Source organism: Stutzerimonas kunmingensis (assembly GCF_002929225.1).
In the GTDB taxonomy this organism is placed as follows: domain Bacteria; phylum Pseudomonadota; class Gammaproteobacteria; order Pseudomonadales; family Pseudomonadaceae; genus Stutzerimonas.
Genome location: NZ_PISM01000014.1, coordinates 271,543 through 280,725, shown reverse-complemented (window position 1 = coordinate 280,725; position 9,183 = coordinate 271,543). Strand labels below are relative to the sequence as shown.

The window sequence follows — 9,183 nt, the reverse complement described above, 5'->3', positions numbered from 1 at the left end:
AAACCCAGCGGGCACGGTACCGGTGACGCACCCGCAGCAATAGAAAAAGGCCCGTTGCCGGGCCTCGAATTGGTTGGTGTGATTTCTAGGTCAGCTGGTCACCCGGACTGGCTATCGTCCATGCGGTACTGCCAGTGGTATCCACCATCGCCGTGGCTGACGTGCTCAACCTGGATGCCGTGCTGCTCGCCCTGCCACTTGGCCAGCGAGGCGTGCATCCAGCGGCCGAGGACGTGCTTCCAGTCAGCCGGTAGCAGAGCCTTCACCTCGGCGTCAGTTATCACCGACGCATGCGCGCGTTTGATCGTCAGGGCGATGACCTCGACGAACTGCGCGGACTGCGCCAGCGCAGAGCGCGCACTGTCCTCACCGCTCAACCCGGGATATGGCCAGCGATGGGCGACGAGCGCAGGCGCCGGCGGGAAGCAAGCAACCGAAGCCACGTTCGCGGGCGAGAAAAGATCGCACTGCGCACTGGTGTGGTCAGCCATGGGCCACCTCCTTGCCCTTTGGCGTTTCCGGATGCACGAACAGCTCCACCCCACTGCGCAGCAGGTCGCGCTGGGTCTCGCGGAGCTTGGTTGGATCGAGGCCCAGCTTGCGGGCCAAGGCTTCGGCGGCCCAGCGGGCGCCCATGGTGTTGCTGGCGGTACGTTTATCGCCGCGCACGGTGGCCACGTAGGTGCCGGTGGTGAAGCGGGTGCGGATTTCAGTTGGCATGCTGCACCTCCACCCGCTTGAACTCGACCACCCAAACCCAGGGGTTGGCGTGCCAGCTCTCATGACCGTTGATGGAGACCCACAACGCTGAGAACAGCTCATACGGCGAGTAGTCATTGCCATCAGGGTCGATGTCCCTTTCACAACTAAGCACCCCCTCGGCCTTGGCCTGCGCCTCGGTGATGGCCTGCAATCGCTCGACGCGCACGTCAGTGATTTCAAGCAGGATGCGCGAAGCCCAACGGGGCATGTGGATTGATGGTCGCCCTTTGCCTCTAGCGATCATCGCGCACCCAGTCGAGCGCATAGCATCGTCTGCAAGGTAAGAAATCGGCTCGCCCTGGCTCAGCTCGCTGGGAGAAACCGAATCGACCTGCCTATCGGCGGCCCACGCTTCACGCACCCAAAGCCGATCACCGGGTTTGCCGTACGGGCACGACTTCCACCAGGTAGTACCGAAGCGCGTGCTATTAAGCTCCACCATCGCTTCGGTCGCTGAGAAGTCGCTGGGGAAGATGGTCTCGGGCTGGCTGGATTTGATTACAGCCCGCCGCATTACGGTCTTGGAACCATCCAGGATGGCGCGCACCATCGCGCCATTGAACAAAATCGGACGCTCACGCATGGCTAGCCTCCTCTGCGAACAGCACTTCCCATGGCGAACTGACCTGGTTCAATTTCTTCTTGCCGGCGTTGCGCTTGATCATGCTCGGCGTTTCCGCGTAGCAGGCCTTGCACATGGTTCCGAGGCCGTCCGGGCGGGAGGCCTGGCGGAAGAAAAACTCGGTATCGGCGGGCCAGAACTCGCCGCATTTGCGGCATAGCTTCTCGGGCACCCCGGTGATGGCCACAGGTTGATAGTTGGCGGCTGGGTTATGCTGTGCCCCGCCTCCCTGGGTGTGATGTGCTTGCATGGTGCTTCTCCTTGGGTTGGTCAGGCCCTGGTGAGTTGCCGCTCACCGGGGCCTTCTTGTTTTCAGCGTGCGATCAGCAGGAACAGGTCCGGCAGGTGGTTGGCCGCGGCCAGCAGGCCGGCCAGACCGGTACCGATCCAGCCTGTCATGGCCAGTCGGGCGCGCAGGCTGAGGCTCGGTTCGTCATCGTCGTAGTGGTTAGCCATGAACCAGCTCCTTCAGCTCCACTTCGTCGAACCCTGGTACCTCTACGTCGGCTGCAACGCAGCGGATTCCGCACCATCCGAACGGGCTTTCGGGTACCGATCCGCCCCATCCCTCCAGGTCATGTAGATCTTTGGTCCAGTAAGGGCCGGGGTTGTCGCCGAATATCGGGCCCTTGGTTTTCTCACTGAAATCAGCACCGCCTTCGCTCAGCATCACCCGGATAAGCGTTGAGCCAGCGAGGCGGATAACGGCCAATACTGCGTCTCCGGACTCCTCGTTGAGCCGGCTCCGATGATCGGACCAGAAGTTGTTGATCTCCGCGGCGCGCTCGGGGGTCAGGACGCTGTGGTCAACTTCTAGGGTGACGCTGTAGTCCTTCCAGGACTCCTCGACGGTATATCGCTTGATGTGCGGTATCACTTGCATGGTGCTTCTCCTCGGGACTCGCCAGCCTTGCTGGCCAGCGTGTACAACGTGTGGCTCGAGGCGGCGTCCGGTAAGCGTTCGGCGCTCGCTACACCTTCCTCGTCAAACTTGATGAGCAGCCCGCCTTCACGGAACGCGTCTGGCAGTTTTTCCCCCATCTTTTCAGCCGCATCGGATGCCTGAAGCCAGACAGGCCCGAGCGCTCGCAGCTTGTCAGTGAACGCCTGCTTTGCTTTCGCCAGGTCGCGTTCCGCCTCGAGAACTGAGTCGTTGGCGTAATCAAGGAAGAAAAGCGCCTCCTTGAGTGCTGAAAACGGCTTGGGCTCGGTGGTTTTTTCGTTTTGCATGGTGCTTCTCCTTGGGTTGGGGTGTTGCTCGACCGATCAGGCGTTGCCGCGCCCGGTCGGGTCGGGGTTCTGGAAAATCCAGCACTTCACCGTGGTGCCGCGCTGGCTGCATTGGTTGCGGCGGTTGAAGGCCGCGCGCACGGCGCTGTCCACGCCCTTGTTGTGCATGAGGTATTTGCGAGAGCGGCTGTTGGGTAGCAGGGTGCGCAGCGTGCCGATGTCGGCGATCTTCTGTTTGTGGTCGGCGGCGCGCTCGCAGAACTCGTTGAGGTTCACGGCGATCACGTCCGGCTTCTTCGAGTGGTCCACCACCGGGTCCTCGCTCAGGCCCTGCAGGTAGTCGAAGGCCTCCCAGAACTCGGCCACCTCGGCCGGGTCGGCGTTGACGGCGGTCTGGCGTGCCAGCGCCATGGCCACCAGCTCGCGCTGCGCGCCGGCGTGCTGCCGATCGGTGAGCGGGATGATCAGCCGCAGGCAGTCGACCAGCGCGAGCAGCTGCGCGTGGTTCTTGATGATTCGCTCGATGCGGATCTCTTTCAGCTCGCGCAGGGCCTGTTCGTGCACCTTCACCTGGGCGCGGAAGGTCTCCAGCACCTTGCCCTCGGCACGGGCGGCCATCAGCAGGAAGTGGCTGACGTCCATCGCGCTCAGATGGTTGAGGTTGTCCGCCGCGGCGCGGCTGGCGGCGGTGACCTCGGGGCGCACGAAGTGCAGTTTGACGATACGGGTGAGGATCGCCTCGCTCGCCATCACAGTGGCGTTCTGGCTGATCACGATGGTGCCGCGGAACGGTGGCTCGTAGGTTTCGTTGCCGGCCGTTTTCACGCCGGTCACCCCCAGGGTGCCGCCGTTGAATAGCGGTTTCAGCTCGTCCCAGTCGTAGGCCTTGGCGGCGCCGCGGTCGTTGTCGCTGCGGTCTGCCTCGAGCAGAACCAGCGGCATGCCGGATACCTGCCCCATCCACCGGCGCAGGCCCGCCTTGGACATTTTCGAAGGGTCCTTACCCTCTTCGTCCGGGCGGCCGAACAGCTTCCAGAGGAACATCAGCAGCGTCGACTTGCCGGCGCCCGCCTCGCCCGTCACTTCCAGGAAGGGAAAGCTCTGGTACTCGTCGCGGATCTGCTCGGCGAACAACGAGCCGAACCAGAACGCCAGCGCGACGATGCCCTGCGTGCCGAAACAGGTCCACAGCCAGTCGAGCCACTCGGCGCGGTAGCCCTCGTCGGTACGGGCAATTTCCAGGCGGATCGACTTCTGCAGGGTCTTCAAGCGCAGCTGCTTGAACTCGAAATAGTCCTCCTTGTTGGCCTGCTCGAGCACGCCACCGCGCACGGCCAGGTCGCCGAACACGTAGCAGCTGTGTTCCTTGCTGTAGCCGATGTAGTCGATGGTCTTGACGGTTTTCAGGCCGTATAGCTGGTCGCGCATGATGCGGTCCAGCTGCGCGCCGGTACCGGTGAACACCGCGCCGGCAGCCATGCCGAGCAGGCGCTTCTTGAACTCGCTGGCCGCTGCCACCTGGCCGCCGGTGAAGGTGTTGCGCACCGTCGGCTCGTCGTGCGGGAAGTCCACGCGGAAGTAGTACCAGGACTCGTCCGTCACCTCGTTGCGCTGGAAATACAGCGCCTGCGGGTAGCAGTTGGCGATCTCCACCACCGCGCCGCACTGTCGCAGGGCCTTGTCGCGGCGCTGGCGGTCGTTCAGCAGCTGGTCTTCCTGGCGCTCGGATTCCTCCAGGTGCTGCATGGCCTTGTTGAACTTCTCCAGGTCCATCTTGAACCAGTAGAGGCGGTTCTCGAACGCGAAGTGGAATTCGTGGCGCTCGCGCCATTCGTACATCAGCGCGCCCTTCTCCGCCGCGCTTTCGGCCAGCAGCAGGCTGCCGTGGTAGCGCGCCTCGCGCAGGTCGCGCTCGACCTGCTCCTCGCGCTTGTCGTCGCCCTCGATAAAGGCCCAACGCTGGTGCAGGTCGTTCCAGTCCACCTTGCGGTCGCGCTGCGGGATCTGCGCGGCCTCGCAGGTAAAGCCCAGCTCGCGGGCCATCTTCGCCCAGCGGCGGGTGTAGCGATGGGCGCCCGGCTCGTTGTCCAGCGCACAGACCAGGCGCGGCAGCTTGCGGCCGGCCTCGGCACGGGCCTTGACCAGCGCCTTGAGCGATTCGGCTGGGAAGGCGTTGCTGCTCATGGCTGACACGGCGTCGAGTTCGTGGTGCAGCAGCGCGATGGCGTCGAAGATGCCCTCGACGATCCACAGCTCATCGACCTCGAGCAGGTCCACGGTCGGCGGGCACCACCAGTAGCCTTTCATGCTCTGGCCGGGGGCGAAGCGTGCCTTCTGCTTGCCGAAGCGGTGCGGGCGGTCGATCAGCCGCTCCCAGTAGCCGCCTTTCTCCAAGGTGAAGCGCACCGTGGCGCTGCCCTGGGCGAGTTCGCGGTTCCAGTAGTTCTCCTGGCTGTACCAGCCGCGGATCATGCCCAGGTCAAAGCCACGGGCGAACTGCAGGTAGGCATCGGCGCTGGCGGCCGGCGCCTGCTCGGTGCTCGGTGCGCGCTTGCTCCAGTCGTCGAACAGGTCGTCGAACAGCTCTTTCACGTGCCACTGCTCGCCACACTTGCTCTCGCGGCCGCATTTGATGAACCAGGGCTGGTCGTAGCGGGAATAGAGCTCCTTCTTGCCGCAGCTCGGGCAGGTGCCACCGCGCATGTAGTCGGTACCGGCGCGGCGCTTGAGGCCGAAGTCGCCCTCGAAACGGCGTAGCACCTCTTCGCGGATGTGGCGGTCCATGTCTTTCATTGGGCCGCCCCCCAGACGAATTCCTGCATCTCTTCCCGTAGCGCCTTGTGCTCTTCGCAGGTGATCACGTCGGTCTCCAGCAGAGCGCTGAGATAGCCGCCCAAGCGGCAGATCATGCGAAATTTCTCGTCGTAGTCGCGTGCCTCGACCAGCTCAGCCAGCTGCTGCTTAAACATGTAACGCGCCGGGTCGGCCGCAAGCGCCTCGCAGGCTGGCATCGGATGAGTGCTCATGCCTTAGCTCCTTGGCGGGCCTTCACCAGCTCGCGCATGGTGCGGTTGAGGCCAGCGATGTGCGGGTGGTCGCGGAGGATCTTCGGGCCTCGCAGCCCCTGCGGGGTGTAGCGATAGCGATCGTCGTACCAGCAGGCAGCCATCAGCTGCTCGTACTGGCTGGTCAGCCAGCGCAGGTAGGCATCGGCCTGGGCGGGCTTCAGCTGGATATGGATGGAAACGTCTGTACTCATGGGGCCACCGTTCGGGCGCAACTTTCCCCTACCCGCGCAAAGGCGGGCATGGGCTTGGGTCAATTCAGGGGGTGATCAGTGAGTGGCTGCTGCAGCCAGCGGCGCCGCGGGCGGCTGCAAGCGTGCCGGCAGGTGGCGCAGGGGGATTAATACCGCTTCGCCCGAAAAAAAACTTCGCAGGGCCACGCGGGTGGCATCGTCAGTGCCATAGCTGATGCCGATCGCCGTGCGCTTGCGGCACTCAAGCTCGCTCATCGCCAGATGCACCAAGCGATCCGCCATGAACGTCGGTACGTCCAGCCCGTTGACCAGGTAGCTGACGGCACGCGCGAACAGGTGGCCATCGTCAGTCAGGTGCTCGCCCTGGTGGCGCTGCAGAAAGGTCAGCGCGGCGCGCTGCATGCTCGCCCGGTATTCCTGGGCGTCGTTGATGGTTGAGACGTTCATGCGGTTGCTACCTCCGGTTCCATTTGGTCGAGCATGTCGAGCTGGTCGGTCTTCTCGCGGCTGTCGCGCAGTGCCTGCATGCGGCGCACTGATGGCGCCACCGGCAGTACCACGCGTGGTGCATCCAGCCCGGACGGGCTGAGCGCGTAGTCCCATGTCAGCGACCCGGTGTAGGTCGCACCGCAGGCCATGTTCATGCACTGCGCGTACATCGTCTTGAACGTCGGCGTTTGCGCCTCGCTGTTGCGGATGCGCATGCGCTGGCCACAGGCCGGGCATAGGCATTTGTATCCGCCGTTATTCGCTACGCTCACGGGTTCCCCTCCCCAATACCCTGCCGTGCTTACGGCTGCTTGCTGTGCAGCACGATGACTGCGTTTATTTCCTCATGACGGGCAGCCATGTGGCGGTGGTGCGCGGCGAGGATGACCTTTCGCTCGTCCTCGTCGATGTAGCCGTTTTCCAGTGCCTCGCAGAGGATCTGGTCCACCGCCCCGCGCAGCACGGCGGTGCGCATCGAGCGTTCGTAGAGCGCCAGGTTGTCCAGGTCGCCCGGGTTGGCATCCGGTACGAACACGCCGCCGTACATTGCAGCGACATAATCTGGAAAGTGGCTGGTGCCCGCCTGCTGCTCTAGCAGGTGAATCTGCTCGTCCGAGAGCGGCCGGCTACCGGCGTTCTCGTAGAGGTGGTTGTCGAACTTCTTGATGTCCAGGCCCAGGCGCGCCGCGGCGCAATCACGGCCGCCTGGGTAGGCGCAAACCACGGCACTCATCATCTGGCGGCGGGTTTCTAGGATCGGGCGCTTCATGTTCTGGTTTCTCGCTGGGCCAGGTGCCATTACTGTGAAATCACAGTGCCGATATCGCTGGCGCGGCGCCCGTACTGCTCGGGCACATCCGCCACGCCTTCCTTGATGCCCAGCAGCACGGCGGCGCGATGCGACTCGCCGCGGGTGCCCTTCTTCGCGCCGGAAAGCACCTGGTAGCAGGTGAACGGATCAAGGCTGTGCTCGCGGGCAAATTCCTGGACGGTCTTGCCCTGCTTGGCGAGCCATTCCTTCGCTTGTTTGGGGGTGCGTGTGGCTGGCATGATTCAAAACCATTCAAATCTGTTCAATGTGGCGACAGATTATTCAACGAGCGTTGAACTGTCAACACACAAAGGGGTCGTTTTGTTGAATATCGGCGAAAGGCTGAAGGAAGAGCGTGCGCGCCTGGGCCTGAACCAAGGTGAATTCGCGGCGCTCGCGAAGGTGTCGAAGACCACCCAGTTCAACTATGAGAAGGGCGAGCGAAGCCCGGATGCTGCTTATCTCGCCACCGTGGCAGCCGCTGGCGTTGACGTGCTGTACATCCTCACTGGCCAGCGCTCCGCACCCAACGAAACGGCCCTCACAACCGAAGAATCCGCAGTTTTAAACGACTACCGATCGATGCCCGGAAGCGACCGCGCCGCAGTGAGGCGCATGACCTCAGCGCTGGCAGAATCGGCTGGGCGGTATCAAACCGAGAAATAAGCAGCACACATAAGGAGCTGGCATGGAAGCTTTCGTAGGTTTGGCGTTGGTCGCCATTGGTGTGGCCATATTCGTGGCTCTGGTTCGGCGCACCAATCGCAAGGGCGCCGCCCTGATGGCTCAGTCGAAGCCGTGGGAGGCTCACAAGCCGCAGCCGCTCAGCAGTGCTCAACGCAAGCGCCTCGAACTTGGCTCTGCTTCTCCATCCCCTTCAGATCAACCAGTCCGCCGCGCCCCTGATCACACCGCTGCACCAAGCCGCGCCATGCGTACCGGCTGGCGCCTGGGCGAAGTTGCTTTCACCTACGAAGACTCAGTGGGTGATGTCACCTATCGCACGGTCACTGTTCACTCAGTGACGGCCACCTATCTCAAGGGGGAATGCCACGACCGCCAAGCGGAGCGAACATTCAAGATCGAACGCATCATCGGCGACGTGGTGGATCTCGACACTGGCGAAATCCTGCGACCTCGAAGCCTTGCGCGGCACTTCGCCTGAGCTGACCTCTACCTGTAAGGAGCTGCCGCATGACCCCAGCCGAAGCCACCGTCGAAGATCTGCCAGCCGCCTTCGGCGCCCGCCTGGCCGAAGAGCGCAAGCGCCTGTGTCTGGAACTGCACGAACTCGCCCACCTCGCCGGCATCACCGACTACATGCAGAAGCGGTTCGAAAACGGCACCTCCACCATCCCCATCGACTACCTGCAGGCGCTGGCGGCCCGCACCGATGCGGATGTGCTCTACATCATAACCGGCACCCGTAGCCGCTGAGTCCAGACACATAAGACAAGGAGCGTCACCATGCGCAACCTCCTACTCGGCCTGCTGCTGGCCGCCCCGCTCGCCCTCGCTGCACCGCCCAAGCTGATCAGCGCCGAAGAATTCGGGGCCGCCTGGCCATTCGTACCGGAAGAAATGCACCTGCAGTGCCTACCTGGTAATGCCGTGGTCGTGACTGACCCCGAGACGGGGCGCATGTATGGATTGAACGGCCCGGCCAATGCGAAGGCGCGGCAGCTTGGGCTGGATCCGTTGGATGGCGCGTGGGCTGAAAACAAAACCATTCCAGGACTAAAGCAGAGCGTCGGGCCAGTGATCGAGGCCGGGCTGAAGCTCTGCCGCTGAGGCGCTTGGGTTCTCCGCAATCGAGGGTACGGTCATTTTTCGTATCCACAGGAGTGACCCAATGAGCAGTAACGCCAACCTACCCATCGCCCCGATCACCGCCCAAGAACGCGAGGTGCTGCGCCTGTTTCGGCAGCTGTCACCGCAGGACCAGCAGCACCTGCTGCGCCTGCTGGATGCGTTGGCGAGTACGCCCGGTTGACCCTGAGCCCGGCCAGT

The 9,183-nt window shown here is 63.3% G+C and carries 19 protein-coding genes; 5 read left to right on the top strand and 14 right to left on the bottom strand.

The window, feature by feature from the left end:
- Nucleotides 1–98 precede the first annotated feature (98 nt).
- From CW305_RS07930 to CW305_RS07870, 14 genes are all read right to left on the bottom strand, one after another.
- Nucleotides 99–491, bottom strand: coding sequence for a hypothetical protein (locus CW305_RS07930; RefSeq protein WP_104097580.1), 393 nt, complete (start codon nt 489–491; stop codon nt 99–101).
- Nucleotides 484–720 carry a hypothetical protein gene (locus tag CW305_RS07925; RefSeq protein ID WP_104097579.1) on the bottom strand — a complete coding sequence of 79 codons (237 nt, stop codon included), beginning with the start codon at nt 718–720 and terminating at the stop codon, nt 484–486. The genes CW305_RS07930 and CW305_RS07925 overlap by 8 nt, the downstream gene beginning before the upstream one ends.
- Entirely contained in the window at nt 710–1,345 is a 636-nt protein-coding gene (locus CW305_RS07920) for an ASCH domain-containing protein (protein ID WP_104097578.1), read from the bottom strand. The genes CW305_RS07925 and CW305_RS07920 overlap by 11 nt, the downstream gene beginning before the upstream one ends.
- Nucleotides 1,338–1,634: a hypothetical protein gene (locus CW305_RS07915; protein ID WP_104097577.1), complete on the bottom strand. Its 297-nt coding sequence runs from the start codon at nt 1,632–1,634 to the stop codon at nt 1,338–1,340. Before CW305_RS07915 ends, CW305_RS07920 begins: the two co-directional genes overlap by 8 nt.
- Nucleotides 1,635–1,696: 62 nt before the next feature.
- Nucleotides 1,697–1,840 (bottom strand): hypothetical protein, encoded by a 144-nt coding sequence (locus CW305_RS23385; RefSeq protein ID WP_181063867.1) that lies wholly within the window; start codon nt 1,838–1,840, stop codon nt 1,697–1,699.
- Nucleotides 1,833–2,267 (bottom strand): DUF2528 family protein, encoded by a 435-nt coding sequence (locus tag CW305_RS07910; RefSeq protein WP_104097576.1) that lies wholly within the window; start codon nt 2,265–2,267, stop codon nt 1,833–1,835. The genes CW305_RS23385 and CW305_RS07910 overlap by 8 nt, the downstream gene beginning before the upstream one ends.
- Entirely contained in the window at nt 2,258–2,614 is a 357-nt protein-coding gene (locus tag CW305_RS07905) for a hypothetical protein (protein ID WP_104097575.1), read from the bottom strand. Before CW305_RS07905 ends, CW305_RS07910 begins: the two co-directional genes overlap by 10 nt.
- 36 nt (nt 2,615–2,650) lie before the next feature.
- On the bottom strand, nt 2,651–5,407 hold the full coding sequence (locus CW305_RS07900; RefSeq protein WP_104097574.1) for a toprim domain-containing protein: 2,757 nt from the start codon (nt 5,405–5,407) through the stop codon (nt 2,651–2,653).
- Complete coding sequence (locus CW305_RS07895) at nt 5,404–5,640, bottom strand: hypothetical protein (RefSeq protein WP_104097573.1); 237 nt, start codon at nt 5,638–5,640, stop codon at nt 5,404–5,406. Before CW305_RS07895 ends, CW305_RS07900 begins: the two co-directional genes overlap by 4 nt.
- Nucleotides 5,637–5,873, bottom strand: coding sequence for a hypothetical protein (locus CW305_RS07890; RefSeq protein ID WP_104097572.1), 237 nt, complete (start codon nt 5,871–5,873; stop codon nt 5,637–5,639). The genes CW305_RS07895 and CW305_RS07890 overlap by 4 nt, the downstream gene beginning before the upstream one ends.
- Nucleotides 5,874–5,948: 75 nt before the next feature.
- Nucleotides 5,949–6,320, bottom strand: a complete 372-nt coding sequence (locus tag CW305_RS07885; RefSeq protein WP_104097571.1) for a hypothetical protein — start codon at nt 6,318–6,320, stop codon at nt 5,949–5,951.
- A complete protein-coding gene (locus CW305_RS07880) occupies nt 6,317–6,634 on the bottom strand; it encodes an ogr/Delta-like zinc finger family protein (protein ID WP_084899194.1) in 318 nt (105 codons plus the stop codon). The genes CW305_RS07885 and CW305_RS07880 overlap by 4 nt, the downstream gene beginning before the upstream one ends.
- A 29-nt stretch (nt 6,635–6,663) precedes the next feature.
- Nucleotides 6,664–7,131: a YmfL family putative regulatory protein gene (locus CW305_RS07875; RefSeq protein WP_181063866.1), complete on the bottom strand. Its 468-nt coding sequence runs from the start codon at nt 7,129–7,131 to the stop codon at nt 6,664–6,666.
- 29 nt (nt 7,132–7,160) lie between these two features.
- The gene (locus CW305_RS07870) at nt 7,161–7,412 is read right to left on the bottom strand and encodes a DNA-binding protein (protein ID WP_104097570.1); all 252 of its coding nucleotides are present in this window, start codon (nt 7,410–7,412) and stop codon (nt 7,161–7,163) included.
- On the opposite strand from CW305_RS07870, the gene CW305_RS07865 reads away from it, so the two are divergent.
- The 5 genes from CW305_RS07865 to CW305_RS23380 all read left to right on the top strand — a co-directional run bounded on the left by CW305_RS07865 (nt 7,411) and on the right by CW305_RS23380 (nt 9,166).
- Nucleotides 7,411–7,839 (top strand): helix-turn-helix domain-containing protein, encoded by a 429-nt coding sequence (locus tag CW305_RS07865; protein WP_342748740.1) that lies wholly within the window; start codon nt 7,411–7,413, stop codon nt 7,837–7,839. The genes CW305_RS07870 and CW305_RS07865 overlap by 2 nt on opposite strands.
- A 22-nt stretch (nt 7,840–7,861) precedes the next feature.
- Nucleotides 7,862–8,338 (top strand): hypothetical protein, encoded by a 477-nt coding sequence (locus CW305_RS07860; protein ID WP_104097568.1) that lies wholly within the window; start codon nt 7,862–7,864, stop codon nt 8,336–8,338.
- 29 nt (nt 8,339–8,367) lie between these two features.
- Nucleotides 8,368–8,610: a helix-turn-helix domain-containing protein gene (locus CW305_RS07855; protein WP_104097567.1), complete on the top strand. Its 243-nt coding sequence runs from the start codon at nt 8,368–8,370 to the stop codon at nt 8,608–8,610.
- A gap of 30 nt (nt 8,611–8,640) precedes the next feature.
- Nucleotides 8,641–8,964 (top strand): DUF2511 domain-containing protein, encoded by a 324-nt coding sequence (locus CW305_RS07850; RefSeq protein ID WP_104097566.1) that lies wholly within the window; start codon nt 8,641–8,643, stop codon nt 8,962–8,964.
- A gap of 61 nt (nt 8,965–9,025) precedes the next feature.
- Nucleotides 9,026–9,166: a hypothetical protein gene (locus CW305_RS23380; RefSeq protein WP_181063865.1), complete on the top strand. Its 141-nt coding sequence runs from the start codon at nt 9,026–9,028 to the stop codon at nt 9,164–9,166.
- The last annotated feature ends 17 nt before the right edge of the window (nt 9,167–9,183 follow it).

Coding starts and splice junctions, on each gene's coding strand:
- CW305_RS07930 (WP_104097580.1), bottom strand. CDS start 491: ATGGCTGACCACACCAGTGCGCAGTGCGATCTTTTCTCGCCCGCGAAC.
- CW305_RS07925 (WP_104097579.1), bottom strand. CDS start 720: ATGCCAACTGAAATCCGCACCCGCTTCACCACCGGCACCTACGTGGCC.
- CW305_RS07920 (WP_104097578.1), bottom strand. CDS start 1,345: ATGCGTGAGCGTCCGATTTTGTTCAATGGCGCGATGGTGCGCGCCATC.
- CW305_RS07915 (WP_104097577.1), bottom strand. CDS start 1,634: ATGCAAGCACATCACACCCAGGGAGGCGGGGCACAGCATAACCCAGCC.
- CW305_RS23385 (WP_181063867.1), bottom strand. CDS start 1,840: ATGGCTAACCACTACGACGATGACGAACCGAGCCTCAGCCTGCGCGCC.
- CW305_RS07910 (WP_104097576.1), bottom strand. CDS start 2,267: ATGCAAGTGATACCGCACATCAAGCGATATACCGTCGAGGAGTCCTGG.
- CW305_RS07905 (WP_104097575.1), bottom strand. CDS start 2,614: ATGCAAAACGAAAAAACCACCGAGCCCAAGCCGTTTTCAGCACTCAAG.
- CW305_RS07900 (WP_104097574.1), bottom strand. CDS start 5,407: ATGAAAGACATGGACCGCCACATCCGCGAAGAGGTGCTACGCCGTTTC.
- CW305_RS07895 (WP_104097573.1), bottom strand. CDS start 5,640: ATGAGCACTCATCCGATGCCAGCCTGCGAGGCGCTTGCGGCCGACCCG.
- CW305_RS07890 (WP_104097572.1), bottom strand. CDS start 5,873: ATGAGTACAGACGTTTCCATCCATATCCAGCTGAAGCCCGCCCAGGCC.
- CW305_RS07885 (WP_104097571.1), bottom strand. CDS start 6,320: ATGAACGTCTCAACCATCAACGACGCCCAGGAATACCGGGCGAGCATG.
- CW305_RS07875 (WP_181063866.1), bottom strand. CDS start 7,131: ATGAAGCGCCCGATCCTAGAAACCCGCCGCCAGATGATGAGTGCCGTG.
- CW305_RS07865 (WP_342748740.1), top strand. CDS start 7,411: ATGATTCAAAACCATTCAAATCTGTTCAATGTGGCGACAGATTATTCA.
- CW305_RS07870 (WP_104097570.1), bottom strand. CDS start 7,412: ATGCCAGCCACACGCACCCCCAAACAAGCGAAGGAATGGCTCGCCAAG.
- CW305_RS07860 (WP_104097568.1), top strand. CDS start 7,862: ATGGAAGCTTTCGTAGGTTTGGCGTTGGTCGCCATTGGTGTGGCCATA.
- CW305_RS07855 (WP_104097567.1), top strand. CDS start 8,368: ATGACCCCAGCCGAAGCCACCGTCGAAGATCTGCCAGCCGCCTTCGGC.
- CW305_RS07850 (WP_104097566.1), top strand. CDS start 8,641: ATGCGCAACCTCCTACTCGGCCTGCTGCTGGCCGCCCCGCTCGCCCTC.
- CW305_RS23380 (WP_181063865.1), top strand. CDS start 9,026: ATGAGCAGTAACGCCAACCTACCCATCGCCCCGATCACCGCCCAAGAA.